Raw genomic sequence first — 22,478 nt, 5'->3', positions numbered from 1 at the left:
GTCTTAGACGAGTGCTTATCGCATTAATTTAAAACTCACTGGTCCAAGACAAGTGTTAATATATAGGTTGATTTTATAAAGGACACAATATGAAAAAACTCACCGTTCTTGGCAGCATTAACGCTGATCACGTGATTTCTGTTCCCTATTTTGCTAAACCAGGAGAAACATTAATAGGGAGCCATTATCATATTGCTTATGGTGGTAAAGGTGCAAATCAAGCAGTTGCCGCCGCACGTTTAGGGGCAAATGTCTCTTTTATTGGTTGTATCGGTAATGATGATATTGGACGGGCAATGAAAACAGCTTTTGAACAAGACAATATTAATACTCAACCAATTAAAACCATTAAAACTGAAATGACTGGGATTGCCATGATTCAAGTCGCTGAGTCCGGAGAAAATAGTATTGTTATTTCTGCAGGAGCGAACGCTTGTTTAGATGAAAGCACGGTTACTGAATTTGAAGATGAAATTGCACGAGCAAATTGTTTATTAATGCAATTAGAAACTCCACTCCCTGCAATTATTTTAGCTGCCCAAATTGCTAAAGATAACGGAACTGAAATTGTGTTAAATCCAGCACCGGCAAGAGCTCTTCCTGATGAATTACTTCGCTTATTACATATGATCACACCAAATGAAACTGAAGCAGAAATTCTGACTGGAATAAAAGTTGTTGATCAAGACACAGCCGTAAAAGCGGCTTCAGTTTTCCATCAAAAAGGCATTGAGAACGTGTTAATTACTTTAGGTTCAAAAGGTGTTTTCGTCAGTCAAAATGGCGAAGGTGAAATTGTCCCTGGGTTCTGCGTTAATGCTGTTGATACTACCGCAGCAGGTGATACCTTTAATGGTGCATTGGTTACTGCTATATTGGAAGATAAACCTTTACAAGAAGCTATCCGTTTTGCTCATGCAGCAGCAGCTATTAGTGTGACTCGCCAAGGCGCTCAACCCTCAATTCCAAATCGACAAGAAACCTTAGATTTTCTAGAAAATCCAAAATAAAGTGCGGTGAGTTTTATAGGAATTTTTATATGGCAACCATGAAAGACATTGCAAGATTAGCAAAAGTTTCCACCTCTACAGTATCTCATGTTATGAATAATACTCGTTTTGTTAGTGATGAAATTCGAGAAAAAGTACTACGTGTGGTTGCCGATTTAAATTATACCCCCTCTGCCCTAGCTCGCAGTTTGAAAGTAAAAGAAACCAAAACCATCGGCATGCTTGTTACCGCGACAAATAACCCTTTTTTTGGCGAAGTTATGACGGGTGTTGAACATTATTGCGAAAAACATCAATATAATCTTATTGTAGCAACTACTGATGGAGATGAAGAACGGCTACAACGGCATCTACAAATGATGCTCCAAAAACAAGTTGATGGCTTATTATTAATGTGTGCTGATACTCGATTTCAAGCATCTTCACATTTAAATATTCCTTTGCCAATGGTGATTATGGATTGGTGGTATACCGATCTTAATGCAGATAAAATCTTTGAAGATTCCGCATTAGGTGGCTATCTTGCAACAAAAGCTTTAATTGATGCAGGGCATCGTCAGATAGGCATTATTACTGGTGACTTAAAAAAATCCCTTGCGCAAGATCGTTTAAAAGGCTACCTCAATGCTTTAGAAGAAGCCAAGATTGCTGTTAATTCAAACTGGATTATCGATAGTCATTTCGATTTCGAAGGAGGGTTTAATGGAATGAATCAATTACTTAATAAAAAACCTTATCCTTCTGCAGTATTTGCCTGTAGCGACACCATTGCCGTAGGTGCCTATCGTGCTATTTGGCAAAAAGGTTTACGTATTCCTGAGGATATTTCTATTATTGGTTATGATGATATTGAGCTAGCTAGCTATCTCTCACCTCCACTTTCCACCATTAGCCAACCAAAACAGGAACTTGGTAAACTTGCCATAGAAACCTTATTGGAACGAATTAATAATAAAAACGCAGATTATAAAAAAATTATTTTAAAACCCGAATTGATTAATCGATCATCAATCTTAATTAAATAATTTATTTTCGTTGAAAATGAGGGCAATAACTTTTCTAGCTATAGTATTATTGTTAATAAAAAACTATCACCACGCTCCCAAGTTTTCACAGCAACAGTGTTGCCAAGGCTAGTCTTTAAAGATCTGATTAATCAATCCAGAAAAATATTCTTCTGCACTGTCATATCTTAACAAGTTAGCTCATTAATAATTTCATTTATACCTATAGGAATTATGACTATATAAAAATTTAAACAAAACCACCGCACTTTACTGTTCTGCAATCACAGCCAACACTCTTTTATCTGACACAGGATATTTTGTTCCTAGCTGTTGTGCAAATAAGCTTACTCTCAACTCTTCAATCATATAGCGAATTTCTAGTACTTCATTACTGTGCGGTTTAGATTTTGGTAATTTTGCTAATAATTGTTGATAAGCATTTTCCACCTGCTCGACACGCAACATGGCAGCTCGATCACGGTTAATATCTTGAGCTAATTTATCTATACGTTTATCAATCGCTTGTAGATAACGATGAATATCTGGCAAACGTGCATAGCCAGTTTTTTCTACAAATCCTGGAAAAATTAAGCCTGCCAATTGAGTTTTTATATCTGATAACGCAAATGCCATGGTGAAATCCATTTTCCCTTTTAAACGTTTATTGATTTCAAAGGTTAAGGTCAGCAACTGTTCTACTTGTTGAGCAATGTCCACAGTAATTTCATTTAGATTTTCACGCACAAAATCACGTAATCTATCAAAATCTTGTTCATTCCACACAAAACCACCAAAATCAGCAATCAGTTTATCCACTGCACAAGCAATACAGTCATCAATCAGATCCAATACTTTGTCAAAGGGGGTGAAATATAGGCCTAGCTTTGATTTATTGGGTAGTTTTTCATGCAAATATTTAATTGGTGATGGCACATTCAATAAAATTAAACGACGTAGCCCCTTTTGCATTGCTACAGACTGTTCATATTCAGTTTCAAATAATTTGATACCTACAGCTTCTTTTTCATCAGTAATCGCAGGGAAAGCTTTAACTGTGAAACCTTGCTTTTTCTGTTCATAGCATTGAGGCAGATGTTCAAAATTCCAAATATGAATTCCACTTTGCTCAATACCATCATCTGCCACCGCAGAAATACTTTGTTGTACACGATCTTTTAAACTAAATTTCAATTCATCTAAATTCATACTTTCTGTGATTTTTTTGCCTTTATCATCAATCACTCGGAAAGTCATTTTCAAGTGCGGTGGGATTTGGTCCAAATTCCATTCATCTTCTTCCACATTTACACCTGTCATGCGGCGTAATTCATAACTTAGTGTATGGAATAATGGCTTATCAGTATCACTCACTCGAGCTAAAAAAGCCTCGGCATAATTAGGAGCTGGAACAAAATTGCGGCGTAAAGATTTCGGTAAAGATTTAATTAATGATACTATCAATTCCTGACGTAATCCTGGAATTTGCCAATCAAACCCTGTCATTTCAATTTGATTAAGCAATGGCAACGGAATATGTACAGTGACACCATCAGCCTCAGTGCCAGGCTCAAATTGATAAGTAAGTTTTAGCTTTAAATTACCCTGATGCCAAAAATTAGGAAAATCTAGTTGGCTAACTTTTTGAGCATCATCATTCATTAAAAAAGATTTTTCAAAATTTAACAACTCGGGATCTTTCTGACTCGCCTTTTTCCACCAACTATCAAAATGTTTTTGCGATACAACATCTGCACCAATACGTGCATCATAGAATTCAAATAAGGTGCGATCATCCACTAAAATATCACGACGGCGAGATTTATGTTCTAAATCTTCTACTTCTCTAATAAGTTTTTGATTATCAAAGAAAAACTTATGACGGGTATTCCAGTCACCTTCCACTAACGCAGATTGAATAAAAATCTCACGGCTAGTTTGTGGCTCAATAGCACCAAAATTCACTGGGCGGCTTGCAACAATTGGTACCCCATATAAATTGACTTTTTCATCAGCTATCACTTGCCCACGAGATTTCGACCAGCGTGGTTCTGAATAAGACTTTTTAGTGAGATGAGTCGCTAAGGGTTCAATCCATTCGGCATCAATATCTGCGACCATTCGTCCCCATAATTTAGAGGTTTCCACCAGCTCTGCTGCCATCACCCATTTCGGTTGTTTTTTGAAAAGTACCGAATTAGGGAAAATGGCAAAATGAGTATTTCTTGCTCCTAGATACTGTTGTTTTTCTGCTTCTTTCAAACCAATATGAGAAAGTAATCCTGTTAATAAAGCACTATGGACTTGTTGATATTCTGCGGGTTCAGAATTAATCGGCAATCCCATTTCTCGTACGGTTAAACGAATTTGATGATAAATATCTTGCCATTCACGAATACGCAAATAATTCAAATAATCTTTCTGACATAAACGTCGAAATTGATTGTTAGTCAGTTCTTTTTGTTGTTTTTGAATGTAATTCCAAAGATTTACAAAAGCTAAAAAATCCGATTTTTTATCTACAAAACGGCGATGTTTATCATCTGCTGCTTGCTGTTTATCCTGTGGACGTTCTCTCGGATCCTGGATAGATAAAGCGGCAACAATAATCATCACTTCATAAATACTACCAAAGCTCACCGCACTTAGTAGCATTTTTGCAAGCCTTGGATCCACAGGGAGTTGAGCTAACTGCTTGCCTTCTTTAGTTAAGAATCTACGCTCTCCAAATTTCGTTTGTTTAAATTCAAAGGCTTCTAATTCTTCTAATAATTTAATCCCATCTTGAATATGGCGTTTATCAGGTGCGTCGACAAATGGAAAGGCCTCAATATCATCTAAACCTAATGAGGTCATTTGTAAAATAACAGAAGCCAAATTAGTACGTAAAATTTCTGGATCAGTAAATTCTGGGCGGTTATTGAAATCTTCTTCTGAATAAAGACGAATACAGATACCATCACTCACACGCCCACAACGACCTTTACGTTGATTAGCAGAGGCTTGTGAAATTGGCTCAATAGGTAAACGCTGTACTTTAGTGCGGTAACTGTAGCAAGAAATTCTTGCAGTGCCTGGATCAATGACATATTTAATACCTGGCACAGTTAACGATGTTTCTGCCACATTGGTCGCTAGAACAATACGATTTAAACTACTTGGATGAAAAATTTTATTTTGTTCCTGTGCAGATAATCGAGCATATAAAGGCAAAATTTCCGTATGGCGTAATTCTTGCTTTTGCAAGGCTTCTGCTGTATCACGAATTTCACGTTCACCATTTAAAAAAATCAAAATATCACCTCGACCTTCTGCTTGTAATTCATCTACTGCATTTAGAATTCCTTGCAATTGATCTTGGTCTTCTTCCTCAATCATAGGACGATAGCGTACTTCTACAGGATAAGTTCTGCCTGATACTTCAATAATTGGCGCATTATTAAAATGTTTTGAAAAACGTGCCACATCAATGGTTGCAGAGGTAATGATCACCTTGAGATCAGGACGACGTGGCAATAATAGTTTGAGATAACCGAGAATAAAATCATTGTTTAGGCTACGTTCATGAGCTTCATCAATAATCAAAGTATCATATTGATTGAGATAACGATCTGTTTGAATTTCCGCAAGTAAAATACCATCGGTCATTAATTTAATTTGGCTATCATCACTAATTTGATCGTTAAAACGAACTTTATAGCCCACGAGAGAACCAAGTTCTGTTTGCAATTCTTCTGCAATACGAGCAGCCACAGAACGAGCAGCAATACGGCGTGGTTGAGTATGACCGATTAAGCCTTTTTGACCAAGACCTAATTCAAGACACATTTTAGGTAATTGGGTTGTTTTACCCGAGCCCGTTTCCCCTGCTATGACGACCACTTGATTATTTTGAATCAAATTTTGAATTTCTGTTTTACGTTGGCTTACAGGTAAATTATCAGGAAAAATAATTGGATTTTTAACCGCACTTTTCCGCTGATTTAGACGAGCTTGTGCCTGTTGAATTTGCATTTGGATCTCAGCACCAACCACTTGTTGTGAATTTTCATTCTTAATATTAGTGAGACCTTTAATACGTGCAGATAAACGACGTTGATCTATAATCATCATATCGTTTAATTGTGCGAATAGCGATTTTTGTAATTGGTTAAATACTTGCTTTTGAATAGTTTTTTTCATAATTTAAAAAAATAATTTGTGAACCTTATCACATTCAAAAATTCTTTTAGTCTATTTTCTCTCATTATATGCTAAATTACTCACTCCGAAAAAATAAAAAAGGAGAATTTATGAAAACCCTAAAATTAAGTATCTTTACTCTAGCTGCGGCCTCTGTTTTATCAGCTTGTACTCATCAGCATGCTGTAGAAAATCATGATCAGCTTAAATTACAAAATCAAGCAACACTAGGTATTGTATGGATGCAACAATCAGGTGAATATGCAGCCTTAGCACACCAAGCATTTAACACTGCTAAAGTAGCGTTTGATCATGCGAAAAAAGTTAAAGGTAAGAAAAAAGCTGTAGTTGTAGACTTAGATGAAACCATGATGGATAACAGTGCTTATGCAGGTTGGCAAATTAAAAATGGTCAAGATTTCTCTCAAGAAAGTTGGACAAAATGGGTAAATGCACGTCAAACACCTGCTATTCCTGGTGCAGTTGACTTTGCTAAATATGTAACAAATAAAGGCGGCACAGTATTTTATGTATCAAATCGCCTAGAAAAGGGTGAACGTGAAGCCACTATTGATGATATGAAACGTTTAGGTTTCCCAAATGTAACTGAGCAAACGTTATTATTAAAACAAGATAAATCAGCCAAATCAATTCGCTTTAAAGCGATTACAGACCAAGGCTACGATCTTGTTGTTTATGTAGGGGATAACCTAAATGACTTTGGTGATGCCACTTATCATAAACCAAATTCAGAACGTCGTGATTTTGTAACTCAAAATGCGGCTGCATTTGGTACAAAATATATTGTATTACCAAACCCTAACTATGGTGACTGGGAAGGTGGTTTAGATAAAAACTACTATAAAGGTGATGTAAAAAATAAAATTGATATCCGTAACAATTCTATTCGTGCTTGGGATGGAAAATAATTTTCTTTAATTCACAAAAATGCCGATAGCACAATGCTAACGGCATTTTTCTTTGCAAAATTTATTTGCCCATAATTGTCGCAAGAATACCTGCGGCAATCAAAGGACCAACAGGTATTCCCCCTAAAAACGCAACGCCAATCACCGTTCCTATAAGCAACCCTGTTAACACAACGGGTTCAGCCGACATTAATGGGACTCCTTTACCACCTAACCATGCTACAACCATTCCCACGATAACAGCGAGTATCATTTGTAAATTAATCAATTCTTTCATCTGTGGTAAGGCAACTTTACCTGATACTAAAGGGGCTAAAACACCAATTGTCAAAATAATAATTCCCCACTTTAAACCATATTTATCTAACAAAGGAATATATTTCGCAAGAAAGGTTTGCTGCATAATTAATAAAACTGAAGCGGAAATGGTAATTGAACTATTATGGCTTAATAAACCAAGAATAATCAAAACCACAAGCATAATAGCCACTGAATTGATCTGTAATGACACGGTAGGTTCCTTAAAGTGCGGTAAAAAATAGTAAAATTTTTTGATAATTAATGACTAATAATTATAACAAATTTGTTTTTTTATTTATTTCTTTATTTTTAAATTAGTTCTAAAATTCTTACTAATGCGAAGAAAGATCAAATAAATCAAAGATTATATGGAAATTGCCCTCATACTTGCGAGTAAAATTATTGAATTAACCGCTATTGTCTTATTAGGCTATGCGTTAGTTAAATTCAAATTGCTCAAATCACAAGATAGCTATCCCTTGTCAATTATAGGCTTATATTTAATTAGCCCAGCAGTAATGACAACGGCCTTTCAAATTAATTATACGCCACAAATTTTAAAAGGTTTAATGCTTTCCTTAGGTATGGCAATTTTTTTGCATATTATATTGATCATTATAGGCATATTATTGAAGAAAGTATTAAAACTTGATCCCATTGAACATGCGGCGACAATTTATTCAAATTCTGGTAACTTAATTATTCCACTTATCATGTCAATGTTTGGTCCTGAATGGGTGATTTATGCGACTTGTTTTATTGTAGTTCAGACTATTCTATTTTGGACTCATTGCCGTAGCATTATCTGTGGTAAAGGCACGATACCAATTTCAAAAATGTTTAAAAACATTAATATATTATCCATTATCGTTGGTATTATTTTATTTGCTTTCCAAATTAAGTTACCACCACTCATCATGGGGACATTAAAATCTCTAGGGCAATTTATCGGCCCCAATGCTATGTTAATTGCAGGTATGTTGATTGCATCGATTCCATTAAGAACGATATTTTCATCTAAACGCATTTACTTAGTCACGTTCTTGCGTTTAATTGCGATTCCAATTTTCTTACTTATTGTTATTAAACTTTTTGGCGTAGATACTTGGGTAGAAAATGGTAAAACTATTGCCATGATTAGTTTCCTAGCAACCATTAGTCCAGCGGCAGCAACAGTTACTCAAATGGCTTTGCTTTATGGTAAAAATGCCAATAAAGCAAGTGCAATTTATGGCGTTACCACAATGCTTTGTGTGATTACCATGCCACTAATTATTGCTCTATACGAACTTATCTAAATAACTGATACCTATCTATAGGTTTTTTATATTAACAATATCTAGTTTAGATTATTGTTAACTATCCTTGGTTAATTAGTATTTAGCACTAATTATAAGACAGAAAAATAATCAAATAAAAAATTGCCAAATAAATATATGAAAGGAAATAGTATTAATAAAATGGCTGGGGTACTAGGATTCGAACCTAGGGATGCTGAGATCAAAACCCAGTGCCTTACCGCTTGGCGATACCCCAATAGATTATCTTAAAAAAGATTTAATAGACTTTATTTGATAGTATGGCTGGGGTACTAGGATTCGAACCTAGGGATGCTGAGATCAAAACCCAGTGCCTTACCGCTTGGCGATACCCCACCTACTAAAAGACTTGCAAGCAATGAATGGTGCGGGACGAGGGACTTGAACCCACACACCTCGCGGCGCCAGAACCTAAATCTGGTGCGTCTACCAATTTCGCCAGTCCCGCATTATGGTGGCTACAGCGAGATTCGAACTTGCGACCCCAACATTATGAGTGTTGTGCTCTAACCAGCTGAGCTATGTAGCCATTTCCATTTTGCGTCACCATCATCGGCTTTGCGTGGCGTATTATGCTAAGATAAGCCTCTTTCGTCAACTATTTTTTAAAAAAAATGCGTTTTTTTGTCTTGTTCGAATAGAGATTAAACAATTTGATTTAAAATCAAACCAAATTTACACCATAAAATAATTAACTCATTAGAAATTGCTTTATTTTTCATAATATAAAAAAAATAGCTACTTTATTTAAGTAGCTATTTTCTGATTCTCTTTATTTAGTTATTCTGTCAATAAATGCTGAAGTAAAGAACCATCCAATATAGCATGTTTTACTAAAGCAAATGCACCGATCACATCTTCATTAATTAATTCTGATGCAACTAAAGGTGTATTTTCAATAAATGTTGGCAATGCATGATTTTCTAAGGTTCGACGAATGGAAGAAAATAATACATTTTTAGCTTGTGTAATTTCACCAGAAAGCACAATTTTCTCTGGGTTAAACATATTAACAGACATTGCTAATACCCGACCAATCTGTACACCAACATGCTCAATCAATTCAGTAGCGACAGCATCTTGTTTATTAGTCGCTTTACAAATGGCATCAATATCATGGCTTTCTAAGGTTAGCCACTTACTATGATAGCCATCTTCTAGCATTTGCTGCATTTTATCTTCAATTGCAGTATTGCTAACAATGGTTTCTAAACAACCAACATTACCACATAAACAACGTTTACCTAAAGGATCGACCTGAATATGACCTATTTCACCAACGTTATGCTTAGACCCTAAAAAAACTTCATGATTAATCACAATTCCCGCACCAACGCCATTATGAATACGTAATAATAAGGAATCATGGCAATCTTTAGTTACCCCTAAATAATGTTCTGCCAAGGCAAGGCTTCTTACTTCATGCCCAACATACGCTGGTAAGCCTAAATTTTCTGATAAATAGTTAGCAAGATCCCAAGGCTCATTAAGTTCTATATGAGGTAATTGTTCGATAATATTTTTTTTCATATTAACGAACCCAGGAACAGTAATCCCTATAGCAATAATTTCACTAGAACGTCTTTGATAATTATGGATAAAATCCTTTAATTTTTCTAATAAGAAACCTTCAAGCACAATAATATCTAATTCTCTAGGGAGCTCAAACTTCTCACGTTTTATAAGTTTTGTTGAAAGATCCATTAAAGCCAAAGTAACATGCGTTTTTCCTAATCTTATCAACACTGCATGAAAAGCTTTTTGTTCAACAATAATTGATGTTGCTCGACGCCCACCTGTCGATTCTTGCTGTTCAACTTCTTTAATTAAGCCTCTAGCTAATAAATTACGTGTAATTTTAGTTACACTCGCAGGGGCTAATTGACTCAATTCAGAAATCTGAATACGAGAAATAGGACCTTTTTGGTCTATTAATTTATAAACCACTGCACTGTTCATTTGTTTAACCAAATCAACGTTAGCAATTTGATTAATTTGCATGAGCTTTCCTTTAAAATTGTAGTTCATTGATTCAGGTTAATCACGATAACCCACTCCACGTCTTATTATAATGATTGTCCTGCAAGTTTGAATGATTATTTGTACAAAATTAAAAATATTTATATTTTAGCAATAAAAAAACCGCACATATTTAATAAAGTGCGGTTACTCTCAATTACTTTTTCATAATGTTATAGTTGACTAGAAGAGGAAATATCCACTCCATTGGATATCATCACTCCCTAGTCGGTTGAATAACTGATTAAACATCCAATGTATAACTTGGTTATTCTGAGCACCTTAATAACATTATTATACCTAACAGTAACAGACAAAATAATATTCCATTACCTATCTTGTCAATGAATTTTCTATATCAATGAATCATGACTAAACTTGATATATAAAATTACTATTAATTAAATGAATCCTTTCTCAAAATAATGTCATTGAGATACTTTGTAAACTTAGCCTATTAGCATAACTCGCAATATAAAATTTCGATCACAAATCTAAATTTCCTTTTTTTTATGTGACAAGCATAATCCACTAAATCTACTAGAACAATATCCTTCTGTTCTATCCTTTTCTAATGCATGCATCGTTAGTCCATTAACTACTAATCCATTAGATGGTTTACACAACAAATGCATCAAATTCACTCAAGAAAAGTTTGCATAAGTCAATAAACAACTCTTCATCCCCTATTTTGAATTGTTATTTATAGAAATCACTCTACGCAAACGTTAACTAACTTATGATATATTACAACGCTATTTTATATTAGAATAAAAAACTATATTTTAATATAAAAGCAAATATAACGAGTCAATTTAATAAAACTTGCAGTAAATTATACCAACACAAGAAAAGTGTTCAGCATAATATATTGAAAATGTAATTTTGCAAATAGTTATTCACAAAAAATGTGATAAAGATCACTAAAAGTGAACTGATCGAATATTAATTAACCAAAACTAGTTATGAACTAAGTCGTAAAAATAAAGTGCGGTCAAAATTTCAAAATTCTGACCGCACTTTTAATTAACCTAAACTACTAAGTCTAAGAAAATTAATACATACCTTCACGTTCTTCTCTTGTGCTGATATAGATATTTTTCACTTGAGTATAAGCAGCCAACATCATTTTATGAGTTTCACGACCAATACCTGAAGTTTTATAACCGCCAAATGGTGCTCCTGCTGGTAAACGATTATAACAGTTGACCCATACTCGCCCCGTTTCTAAAGCTCGTGAAACACGTAATGCACGATTGATATTAGTTGACCACACTGCACCACCAAGACCGTATTCACTATCATTTGCCATACGAATTACATCTTCTTCGTCTTTGAATTTTATCACTACAGCGACAGGTCCAAAAATCTCCTCTTGAGCAACTCGTTTAGCATTATCAGGTGCTAAAATTAAAGTTGGTTGGAAAAATTCGCCACGGGCTAATTCGGTAGATGTTGGTTTAGAACCACCTGTTAGAATTTCACAACCTTCTTGTTTTGCTATATCAATATATTTACTGATTACGCTTACTTGGTTGCTATTCACTTGAGCGCCCATTTGAGTATCATCTTCCCAAGGTAAACCCACTTTCACCTTCTTAAACTCTTCTTTTAAAGCACTAATAAATTTATCGTAAATACCTTCTTGCACGAAGATACGAGAACCTGCACAACAAACTTGACCTTGATTAAATAGAATCCCTTTTTGTGCACCTTCAAGCGCTTTATCAAATGGCATATCATCAAAGAAAATATTAGCCGATTTACCACCCAATTCAAGTGTTGATGGAATCAACATCTCAGCCGCGGCAATACCAATTTTACGACCGATTTCTGTTGAGCCTGTAAAGGCTAATTTATTAAATCCTTTATGGTGCAACATATATTCACCTGATTTAGAACCTTTACCTGTAATCACATTGAATACGCCTTTTGGCAATAAGTGATTAATTTTTTGAGCTAACGATAATAAACTAAGTGAAGTTGATGAGGAGGGATGAATCACGACAGTACAACCCGCAGCTAAAGCAGGTGCAATTTTCCAAGCAGCCATTAAGAATGGGAAGTTCCACGGAATAATTTGGCCAACCACGCCAATAGGTTCACGTAAAATTAATGATAAATCTTCATCATCTAACTGATTAGCAATTCCTTCTTCAGAACGAATGACACCAGCAAAATAACGGAAATGGTCAGCCGCTAAAGGTACGTCTGCCGCACGAGTTTCACGAATTGGTTTACCATTATCTAATGTTTCTTGTAATGCAAATAACTCAGTATTTTCATCAATAATATCTGCAATTTTATTTAAAATTGCCGCACGTTCAGTGACCGTTGTTAATTTCCAAGTTTTAAACGCTTCTTTTGCGGCTGCAACTGCTGCATCAACATCCGCATCACTTGCATCAATAAAAGTTGCTAACGCTTCCCCATTTGCAGGATTATGTGCGGTTAATTTTTGACCTTCTGAACCATCAGTCCACTCACCATTAATTAATAAGCCATAATGTTTATCAAATACCTTTAAATCTTTCATCATAATCTTAATCCTTGTTATCGTTAAGTTACAAAAATATTAAACTCAATATGAGTTGAAATTAGATTAAAACGATTCAAGTCAAAATACAACATAGATAATAGCTATTAAAAACTATTAATTTGATAGTCAGATCAAGATCACATTTTTAACAAAAAATATACATATTAAAACCAAATTGTATTAGCATGATGAAATCTGCGGTTAAAATTTAGAAAATTTATCCGCACTTTTCGCTAACCAAATTAATATATCAGTCTCAAGATGGTATTCTTTAGTCAATTTCGACTTGATTATTTTCTCTTTAAATGAAAGATTCTTTATTGGATTCTCAATTATTTTAACCTTAGGGATATCACATAAATTTAATATAACAGCGAGAATATAATCATTTTTATAGGCTTCAGCTTTTAAATATTCTTTCTCGGTTAGCCTAATTTTTCCTTGTTTTTGTCTAATGCCTTTAACTTCTACTACATAAGTATTATCAGAGGTAGTAATTTGAAAATCATATCCATCACCATATAAACGAGCATCTTCTAAATGCCCTGTTGAAAAAATATCAATCTTTTGATAGGTTTTCATAAAGAATAATTCGGCTTCCATTCCTGTTTCTTGCATAGATTTAAATCTTGATTGAGTGATAGGACTTATCAAAGAAGATTGAATTAAATTCTTTACATTAAATTCATTTTGCAAAATCATCTTGATAATATTACTATAATTTTCAACATGTTAATTACCAAATAAGCTATCTATAAGTTCCTTTCTATGAATATAAGCATTTCCTTTCTGCCACCACCCTTTCCTGCTGTTTTCAAAAAAAGGATCAAATAAATCCATTCTATTTTTAACCTGTACTTGCCGTATCAACAATATTTAAATGAACAAAATAATTATAAAAATCTTGCTTAGTTTTAAAGCCAAATTGTTTAACGAATTCATCATTAAATTTAGCTAGACCATAACCAAGTAAATTTAATAATTCATAATGTTAATGCTTATTCATATCTCTATCCATAAAAAAGGCGAACCTCTTAGTTCACCTTTATACTTAATAACTATAACGACTCAATTTCTTTAAATTGATTGCGAAGTTTTTCTAGATTGTCTTGGTACTCTTGCATTTTTTCACGTTCTTTATTGATAACCGCTTCAGGCGCTTTAGCAACAAAAGCTTCATTGTTAAGTTTGCCTTCAATGCGTTTTACTTCACCAATCATTTTATCAATTTCTTTATTTAAACGTGCAAGTTCTAGATCTTTATTAATAAAGCCTGCCATTGGTACTAATAACTCCATTTGTCCGACTAATTTTGCGACGGATAATGGTGCATTTTCACTTTCAGATAACACTTTAATATGATCTAATTTCGCCATAATTTGAATTAAGGCTACATTTTCATCTAAAGTTTGTTTACTGTTCTGATCTAAATTACGGAACAATAAATCTAAGCCTTTACTTGGTGCAATGTTACTTTCAGCACGAATATTACGCACAGCAGTAATCACATCTTTAATCCAGTTGATTTGCGATACGGCTTTGTCATTATCTAGGCTAGCATCGGCTTGAGGGAAAGGTTGTAGCATAATGGTATCACCTTCAACACCTGCGTATTCTTTCACTTTTTGCCATAATTCTTCCGTAATAAATGGAATAATTGGGTGAGCTAAACGCAATAATTTTTCTAATACATTGATTAATGTATAGCTTGCGCCACGAATTTGTGCAGGCGTACCGTTCGCAAATACAGGTTTAGTTAATTCTAAGTACCAGTCACAAAATTGATCCCATGTAAATTCGTACAACTCATTTGCAGTTAAGTCAAATCGATATTGACCTAATGCCGTACGGAAATTACGAGTTGCTTTGTTAAATTCTGCTTGGATCCATTTATCTGCTACTGAAAACTCACGCTCCCCTTCACTCAAATCTAATTTACTGTTGGTTAAGACGAAACGGCTCGCATTCCATAATTTATTACAGAAATTACGATAACCTTCTAAGCGTTTCATATCCCAGTTAATATCACGACCATTTGAAGCTAATGCTGCAAGGGTGAAACGTAATGCATCTGTACCATGAGCAGCAATACCTTCAGCAAATTCTTTTTGGGTTGCTTTTGCAATCTTTTCTGCAAGTTGAGGTTGCATCATATTGCCTGTACGTTTTGCTAATAAATCTTCAAGGCTAATACCATCTATCATGTCGATTGGATCAATAACATTACCTTTTGATTTTGACATCTTTTGTCCATTTTCATCACGGATCAAACCTGTTACATACACAGTTTTGAAAGGCACTTGCGGTTTGCCATTTTCATCTTTAATGAAGTGCATGGTCATCATGATCATACGTGCCACCCAGAAGAAAATAATATCGAAACCAGTAATTAACACATTAGTTGGATGGAACATTGCTAATTCTTTAGTTTGTTGTGGCCAACCTAAAGTTGAGAATGTCCAAAGTGCAGATGAAAACCAAGTATCCAATACATCATTATCTTGACGTAATACAACATCTGCAGCTAAACCATGTTTTTCACGGACCTCTTCTTCACTACGTGCTACATACACATTGCCTTGTTCATCATACCAAGCTGGAATACGATGCCCCCACCACAATTGACGAGAAATACACCAGTCTTGAATGTCACGCATCCAAGAAAAATAAAGATTTTCGTACTGTTTAGGCACGAATTGAATTTCTCCATCTTCTACTGCTTTCACGGCAACTTCTGCTAATGGTTTTGCACTCACATACCATTGGTCTGTTAACATTGGTTCAATTGGCACGCCACCACGGTCACCATAAGGTACTTTCAAATCATGTGGTTGAATTTTTTCTAATAAACCTAATGCTTCAAAATCTGCTACCACTTTTTTACGAGCAGCAAAACGTTCTAAATCTTGGTAATCTGCTGGAATAACGGCTTCATAACCATCTAATGGTTTGCCATTTGATCCTACTACTTCTGCAGTTTTACGAATATTACCATCCAATGTCATCACATTTACCATTGGTAATTGGTGACGTTTACCAACTTCATAGTCATTAAAATCGTGTGCTGGCGTAATTTTTACTACACCAGTACCAAATTCACGCTCAACATATTCATCAGCTACGATTGGAATTTCACGGTTAGCTAATGGAAGCACTACTGTTTTACCAATTAATGATTGGTAACGCTCATCTTCAGGATGAACAGCTACCGCTGTATCTCCTAGTACAGTTTCAGGTCGGGTTGTTGCGACCACTAAATAATCTAAACCATCTGCCGTTTTCACACCATTAGCTAATGGATAACGGAAATGCCATAAACTACCTTTAGATTCTTTATTTTCAACTTCCAAATCAGAAATCGCAGTTTGTAATTTAGGATCCCAGTTTACCAAGCGTTTACCTCGGTAAATTAGCCCTTCTTCATGTAAGCGAACAAACACTTCTTTCACGGCATCTGATAAACCATCGTCCATGGTGAAACGTTCACGAGTCCAATCAATTGAGTTGCCTAAACGACGCATTTGTTGGCTGATCGTGCCGCCAGAAAAAGCTTTCCAATCCCAGATTTTTTCAATAAATGCCTCACGACCATAATCATGACGAGTTTTGCCTTCTTCAGCAGCAATTTTACGCTCTACAACCATTTGAGTCGCAATTCCTGCGTGGTCAGTCCCAGCCTGCCATAAGGTATTGTTACCTTCCATACGGTTAAAACGAATTAACGTATCCATTAAAGTTTGTTGGAACGCATGTCCCATATGTAAACTACCTGTTACATTAGGAGGAGGAATGGCGATGGAATAACTTGGGCAACCTGCATCATAAGATGGTTTAAAATAACCTTGTGATTCCCAGTGTTTATAAAGGGCTTGTTCTACGGTGGAAGGATTAAAACGATCTTCCATTGTGAATTGTTTTGTCATTTAATTTTTCTCTTTGTTTGTATTATCTTTTCTTATTTAATTCATACAATACCAATGCAGGAATTAATAAATAATAAGAATTAAATATAATCTTAAATAATATAGAAACACTCGTTAATGAAACGACTGTCATAAATATCGCTACTTGAAAAGCAGATAATAATATCAAAAATACTTTAATTTTTTCTGACAAGCTAGGATATATAGATAAAAGATATATAACACATATTAACGCTATACCAGAAATGATAAAGAAAAAAAATTCTATAGCATCTAACGCACTTGAATATTCTTTTATGTTAGAAACAGGTTGAACATAACAAACAATTTGTAAAATAATAGTCAAACATAAAATAAATATAACGAAACTACTATTAATTTTTATAGTATCAAATTCTCTTGTTAAAATGTATATAACAAGTATCATAGTAATAAATGAAACCAACGTTAAAATTAAATCAGACAAAATTCCATTCTCTATAAATAATTTACTAAATCAGGCATTCTCAGTCGCCAGCTGCCAGCCCATTTGTCGATATTGTTTGTACCGCTCTCTTGCCTGTGCTTTTTCGGCTTCATCAGTCGGTACAAAATCAATCACTTGGTTAAAACTGGCGATAAAATCCGGGATTTCTCGTTGTAGTGAAATTAATAAATCTCGGCGTTGGGCGTTGCGTTTGCCTTTCCAGCTAATTTCAATAGGTGTGGCAAATTGAGTGATTTCGCCTGATAAATTATGCGGTACAAATTGCTCAGGATCACGTTGCCACAAGGCTTCATCAAGATCTAAGGCTTGTTGTTCAGTTTCGCAAGCGATAAGCACTTTTTTACCCAAACGCCAAGCATCCGCTGCCAAATCACAAGCTAAGGCTTCAGACGCTGATAACTCACCCTGCATAGCAGTTTTTTCGATCACATAAAATTTAGCTTGTTTTGACATTTTCTTTGATTTCATTCATAACAGGGATAACTGAAAGATTTTATCGAAAAAAGCTTAAAAGATAAAGGTTTTTACTTGTACTTCACAGAAAATCGCAATAGACTAAGCGGCATTTCATTGATTGGGTAATATTGATTGCCTGCTAATTCTTAATTAATTTTACTAAAGAAGGATTGAATCCCTTCCTAATAATTATGCAACTTTCTGATTTTTATTTTGATTTACCTGATGAGCTGATTGCTCGTTACCCTAAAATAGAACGCACTTCAAGTCGTTTACTTCAACTAAATGGTGAAACAGGAGAACTCAACCATCTTGTCTTCAATGATGTGTTAGATCTAATTAATGAAGGGGATTTATTAATTTTTAATAACACTCGCGTTATTCCTGCGCGTATGTATGGGCGTAAGTCCTCGGGAGGAAAAATTGAAGTGTTAATTGAACGTGTACTCACGGAAACTCGTTTTCTTGCTCACGTTCGTGCTTCAAAGGCGCCAAAAGAAGGTGCGGAATTGATTCTCGGTGAAGATAAATTAGGAGAAGGAAACGGCGTTAAAGCAATAATGATTGGACGCCAGGATGCTCTTTTTGAGTTAGAAATTTCCGAAAAAGGCACCGCACTTTTAGATGTATTGCAGAAGATCGGTCATATGCCATTACCGCCTTATATTGACCGTCCAGATGAAGATAGCGATCAAGAACGTTATCAAACAGTTTATAATAAAGTTCCTGGTGCAGTTGCCGCGCCTACTGCGGGTTTACATTTCGATAATACATTACTCGATAAATTAAAATCCAAAGGAGTCAATTTTGCTTTCGTCACTTTACATGTTGGAGCTGGGACATTCCAACCTGTTCGAGTGGAAAATATCGAAGATCATCATATGCATGCAGAATATGTTGAAGTATCTCAAGAAGTAGTGGATGCGATTCTCGCCACCAAAGCTAATGGGAAACGAGTAATTGCGGTAGGAACAACTTCTGTGCGTTCTATTGAAAGTGCTGCTTTGAATGCCGAGCAAAAAGCTTCATCACAACTGATTGAGCCATTTTTCTCCGATACTTCAATCTTTATTTATCCAGGCAAAAAATTCCGTGTGATTGATTGTTTAATTACTAACTTCCACTTACCTGAAAGCACCTTAATTATGTTGGTTTCTGCTTTTGCAGGTTATAAAAATACAATGAATGCTTATAAAATTGCGGTAGAAAATGCTTACCGTTTCTTTAGTTATGGTGATGCTATGTTTATTACTAAGAATCATCATGTTAAGGGATTAGATTAGATTCTTTTATTAATTGTGAGGATAACAATATGGAATTGATCATTGGCTTACTTGCCATTATTGCAGTCGGTTACTATGTAATAAAAGGTTACTCTGCAACAGGTGTGTTAATGACCGTTGGTGTTTTACTTTTATTAATTAGTGTTTTATTAGATAAAAGCATTTTACCTGAAAGTGTTAAAAGCACAGGGAATACCTACTTAGATGTTTTTGAATATATTAAATATCTATTAATGAATCGTGGTGGAAACCTCGGTATGTTAATTATGGTGTTATGTGGGTTTGCCGCTTATATGACCCACTTAGGCGCGAATGATATGGTAGTAAAATTAGCTTCTAGACCACTCAGATATATAAAATCGCCTTATATATTAATGGTCGCAGCTTATTTCCTAGCTTGTCTAATGTCTCTTGCAGTGCCATCTGCAACTGGATTAGGGGTTTTATTAATGGCGACATTGTTCCCTGTGATGGTTAATATGGGCATTTCACGTGGTGCAGCCGCATCAATTTGTGCTTCACCTGCTGCCATTATTCTTTCACCCACCTCTGGCGATGTGGTGTTAGCCGCTGAAGTTTCTAAAATGCCATTATTACAATATGCATTTGATTTAACTTTACCAATATCCATCACTGCAATTATCTCAATTGCTATTTCACATTACTTCTGGCAACGTTATTTAGATCGTAAAGAAGGTTTTAATGCAGAACAATTAGAAGTTCATGAAATCACTACTCGAGTGCCTGCATACTATGCCATTTTTCCATTTACACCGATTATTGGTGTATTAATTTTTGATGGTAAATGGGCACCTGAATTAAATATTATTACGATCATTGTTATCTGCTTAGCGATTATCGCTGTAATTGACTTCATACGTTCGTTTGATGCTAAACAAGTTTATGAAAACTTGAATATGGCTTATCAAGGAATGGCAGATGCTTTCTCAAGCGTAGTGATTTTATTAGTGGCGGCTGGTGTATTTGCACAAGGCTTAAGTACCGTTGGTTTCATTAGCGCATTAATCAATTCAGTACAAGCTGCAAGCAGTGGTGCATTCTTAATGATGTTAGCCCTTGCATTAATTACTGCATTAGCGGCAATTGCTACAGGTTCTGGTAATGCACCTTTTTATGCTTTCGTTGAACTTATTCCTAAATTATCAGCTCAAATGGGAGCAAATCCTGCCTACTTAACCACACCGATGTTACAAGCATCAAATATCGGTCGTAGCCTATCACCAGTATCAGGTGTAGTTGTTGCTGTATCAGGTATGGCAAAAATTTCACCTTTTGAGGTGGTAAAACGTATTTCTGTACCAATGATTGTTGGTATGGTTGTGGTTATTGTAGCCACAGAAATTCTTGTGGCGGCTTAAATCGTCATTTCAATATCCACAAAGTGCGGTAGATATTTTCAAAAAAAGTAAAATTCTGCTAAAATCAACCGCACTTTTACAACAATAGTAAAGGGCACTTAAATGTGTCCTTTTTTATTGTATAGTTTAGACAAATTATTACTCATCATATCGAATTAGTTATTCGAACAAACCGTTGAACTGTTTTTTCAACAAAAGGAACACTCATGAAATTTAAACTTAAAACCACAAGTGGCTCTGCTCGTCGTGGTCAACTCACCTTCAATCGTCCTAAAGGCGAATTTACGGTACAAACACCTGCCTTTATGCCTGTAGGTACTTATGGAACAGTAAAAGGAATGACACCTGAAGAAGTGCGTGCTACTGGCGCAGAAATTCTGTTAGGTAATACTTTCCACTTATGGCTACGCCCAGGGCAAGAAGTGATGCGTAAACATGGCGACTTACATGATTTTATGCAATGGCATCGTCCAATTCTGACTGATTCTGGCGGTTTTCAAGTTTTCAGCTTAGGTAAATTACGTAAAATCACTGAAGAAGGGGTAAAATTCCAAAATCCAATTAATGGTGAACGTATTTTCTTATCTCCTGAAAAGTCTATGGAAATTCAATATGATCTTGGCTCTGATATTGTAATGATCTTCGATGAATGTACGCCTTATCCAGCCACCTTTGATTATGCGAAAAAATCGATGGAAATGTCATTACGTTGGGCAAAACGTAGTCGTGTTCGTTTTGATCAATTAGAAAACAAAAATGCTTTATTTGGCATTATCCAAGGCGGTACATTTGAAGAATTACGTAAAATTTCTATTGAGGGATTAGTCAATATTGGTTTTGATGGCTATGCCGTTGGGGGATTAGCCGTAGGCGAACCCAAAGAAGAAATGCACCGAATTTTAGAATTTATTACGCCTTTAATTCCAACTAATAAACCTCGCTATTTAATGGGGGTTGGTAAGCCTGAAGATTTAGTTGAGGGTGTTCGTCGTGGCATTGATATGTTCGATTGCGTAATGCCAACACGTAATGCACGTAATGGTCATTTATTTGTCACAGACGGCATTGTAAAAATTCGTAATGCTAAATATAAAGATGATACTAGCCCATTAGATCCTGAATGTGATTGTTATACCTGTAAAAACTATACGAAATCTTATTTATATCATCTAGACAAATGTGGTGAAATCTTAGGTGCACGTTTAAATACCATTCACAATTTACGTTACTATCAACGCTTAATGGAACAAATTCGCAAAGCCATTGAAGAAGATCGTTTTGATGAATTTGTAGTTGAATTTTATGCTCGTCAAGGTCGTGAAGTTCCACCATTACAAAAAAGTTAAATTTAGTATATTATGGGTCTATATGGCCCATTTTTTATCTTTATTTTAGGGAATATCATGAAAAAATTAACCTTACTACTTGCCTTTGGAATATTATATCCAACGTTCCCTATAGTAAGCCTAGCTAATCAAGTACAACACAATCAACAAAACGATACTCAATATCACTGTGACGGTCGTCAATATTGCGCAGAAATGAGAACTTGTGATGAGGCAAGATATTTTAATCGTTACTGCCCCAATGTGAAAATGGATGGTGATAGAGATGGAAAACCTTGTGAACGTCGTTGTGGGAGTTAATC

At 35.2% G+C, this 22,478-nt stretch carries 16 protein-coding genes and 4 tRNA genes; 8 read left to right on the top strand and 12 right to left on the bottom strand.

Going from position 1 to position 22,478, the window contains the following annotated elements:
* The first annotated feature begins 89 nt into the window (after positions 1-89).
* A complete protein-coding gene (gene rbsK / locus HMPREF1052_RS05935) occupies positions 90-1,010 on the top strand; it encodes a ribokinase (RefSeq protein WP_005760589.1) in 921 nt (306 codons plus the stop codon).
* A 29-nt stretch (positions 1,011-1,039) separates the two neighbouring features.
* The gene (locus HMPREF1052_RS05930; RefSeq protein WP_005760437.1) at positions 1,040-2,035 is read left to right on the top strand and encodes a substrate-binding domain-containing protein; all 996 of its coding nucleotides are present in this window, start codon (positions 1,040-1,042) and stop codon (positions 2,033-2,035) included.
* Between the two features lie 249 nt (positions 2,036-2,284).
* Here HMPREF1052_RS05930 and hrpA read toward each other — a convergent pair whose 3' ends face one another.
* Positions 2,285-6,196: an ATP-dependent RNA helicase HrpA gene (hrpA, locus tag HMPREF1052_RS05925; protein ID WP_005760696.1), complete on the bottom strand. Its 3,912-nt coding sequence runs from the start codon at positions 6,194-6,196 to the stop codon at positions 2,285-2,287.
* 110 nt (positions 6,197-6,306) lie between these two features.
* On the opposite strand from hrpA, the gene HMPREF1052_RS05920 reads away from it, so the two are divergent.
* Positions 6,307-7,125, top strand: coding sequence for a 5'-nucleotidase, lipoprotein e(P4) family (locus HMPREF1052_RS05920; RefSeq protein ID WP_005760619.1), 819 nt, complete (start codon positions 6,307-6,309; stop codon positions 7,123-7,125).
* Positions 7,126-7,186: 61 nt separating this feature from the next.
* Here HMPREF1052_RS05920 and HMPREF1052_RS05915 read toward each other — a convergent pair whose 3' ends face one another.
* Positions 7,187-7,636 (bottom strand): DUF441 domain-containing protein, encoded by a 450-nt coding sequence (locus HMPREF1052_RS05915; protein ID WP_005760674.1) that lies wholly within the window; start codon positions 7,634-7,636, stop codon positions 7,187-7,189.
* Positions 7,637-7,793: 157 nt separating this feature from the next.
* Here HMPREF1052_RS05915 and HMPREF1052_RS05910 point away from each other — a divergent pair, with 157 nt between their 5' ends.
* Positions 7,794-8,723: an AEC family transporter gene (locus HMPREF1052_RS05910; protein ID WP_005760439.1), complete on the top strand. Its 930-nt coding sequence runs from the start codon at positions 7,794-7,796 to the stop codon at positions 8,721-8,723.
* A 163-nt stretch (positions 8,724-8,886) separates the two neighbouring features.
* Here the strand turns inward: HMPREF1052_RS05910 and HMPREF1052_RS05905 are convergent.
* The 10 genes from HMPREF1052_RS05905 to HMPREF1052_RS05865 all read right to left on the bottom strand — a co-directional run bounded on the left by HMPREF1052_RS05905 (position 8,887) and on the right by HMPREF1052_RS05865 (position 18,165).
* A tRNA-Gln gene (locus tag HMPREF1052_RS05905) sits at positions 8,887-8,961 on the bottom strand.
* Between the two features lie 44 nt (positions 8,962-9,005).
* Positions 9,006-9,080: transfer RNA gene (locus HMPREF1052_RS05900), tRNA-Gln, on the bottom strand.
* A gap of 27 nt (positions 9,081-9,107) precedes the next feature.
* A tRNA-Leu gene (locus HMPREF1052_RS05895) sits at positions 9,108-9,192 on the bottom strand.
* Positions 9,193-9,196: 4 nt separating this feature from the next.
* A tRNA-Met gene (locus tag HMPREF1052_RS05890) sits at positions 9,197-9,273 on the bottom strand.
* Positions 9,274-9,524: 251 nt separating this feature from the next.
* Positions 9,525-10,745 carry an ROK family transcriptional regulator gene (locus HMPREF1052_RS05885; protein ID WP_005760690.1) on the bottom strand — a complete coding sequence of 407 codons (1,221 nt, stop codon included), beginning with the start codon at positions 10,743-10,745 and terminating at the stop codon, positions 9,525-9,527.
* A gap of 1,072 nt (positions 10,746-11,817) precedes the next feature.
* Positions 11,818-13,299: an aldehyde dehydrogenase family protein gene (locus HMPREF1052_RS05880; protein ID WP_196793377.1), complete on the bottom strand. Its 1,482-nt coding sequence runs from the start codon at positions 13,297-13,299 to the stop codon at positions 11,818-11,820.
* Between the two features lie 204 nt (positions 13,300-13,503).
* Positions 13,504-13,920, bottom strand: coding sequence for a DUF3883 domain-containing protein (locus tag HMPREF1052_RS11345; RefSeq protein ID WP_196793376.1), 417 nt, complete (start codon positions 13,918-13,920; stop codon positions 13,504-13,506).
* Positions 13,921-14,360: 440 nt separating this feature from the next.
* The gene (locus HMPREF1052_RS05870; protein WP_005760453.1) at positions 14,361-17,225 is read right to left on the bottom strand and encodes a valine--tRNA ligase; all 2,865 of its coding nucleotides are present in this window, start codon (positions 17,223-17,225) and stop codon (positions 14,361-14,363) included.
* 22 nt (positions 17,226-17,247) lie between these two features.
* Positions 17,248-17,691 (bottom strand): hypothetical protein, encoded by a 444-nt coding sequence (locus HMPREF1052_RS11230; RefSeq protein ID WP_147280368.1) that lies wholly within the window; start codon positions 17,689-17,691, stop codon positions 17,248-17,250.
* Positions 17,692-17,721: 30 nt separating this feature from the next.
* On the bottom strand, positions 17,722-18,165 hold the full coding sequence (locus HMPREF1052_RS05865) for a DNA polymerase III subunit chi (protein ID WP_040596346.1): 444 nt from the start codon (positions 18,163-18,165) through the stop codon (positions 17,722-17,724).
* Between the two features lie 194 nt (positions 18,166-18,359).
* Between HMPREF1052_RS05865 and queA the strand changes: the two genes are divergently transcribed.
* The 4 genes from queA to HMPREF1052_RS05845 all read left to right on the top strand — a co-directional run bounded on the left by queA (position 18,360) and on the right by HMPREF1052_RS05845 (position 22,476).
* Complete coding sequence (gene queA / locus HMPREF1052_RS05860) at positions 18,360-19,451, top strand: tRNA preQ1(34) S-adenosylmethionine ribosyltransferase-isomerase QueA (RefSeq protein WP_005760504.1); 1,092 nt, start codon at positions 18,360-18,362, stop codon at positions 19,449-19,451.
* Between the two features lie 29 nt (positions 19,452-19,480).
* Positions 19,481-20,830 carry an anaerobic C4-dicarboxylate transporter DcuC gene (dcuC, locus tag HMPREF1052_RS05855; RefSeq protein WP_005760642.1) on the top strand — a complete coding sequence of 450 codons (1,350 nt, stop codon included), beginning with the start codon at positions 19,481-19,483 and terminating at the stop codon, positions 20,828-20,830.
* A gap of 206 nt (positions 20,831-21,036) precedes the next feature.
* Positions 21,037-22,176, top strand: coding sequence for a tRNA guanosine(34) transglycosylase Tgt (tgt, locus tag HMPREF1052_RS05850; RefSeq protein ID WP_005760491.1), 1,140 nt, complete (start codon positions 21,037-21,039; stop codon positions 22,174-22,176).
* 57 nt (positions 22,177-22,233) lie between these two features.
* A complete protein-coding gene (locus HMPREF1052_RS05845) occupies positions 22,234-22,476 on the top strand; it encodes an excalibur calcium-binding domain-containing protein (RefSeq protein WP_005760587.1) in 243 nt (80 codons plus the stop codon).
* Positions 22,477-22,478 lie beyond the last annotated feature (2 nt).

It is taken from the genome of Pasteurella bettyae CCUG 2042 (assembly GCF_000262245.1).
In the GTDB taxonomy this organism is placed as follows: Bacteria; Pseudomonadota; Gammaproteobacteria; order Enterobacterales; family Pasteurellaceae; genus Basfia; species Basfia bettyae.
This window is presented reverse-complemented; position numbering and strand designations above follow the sequence as displayed.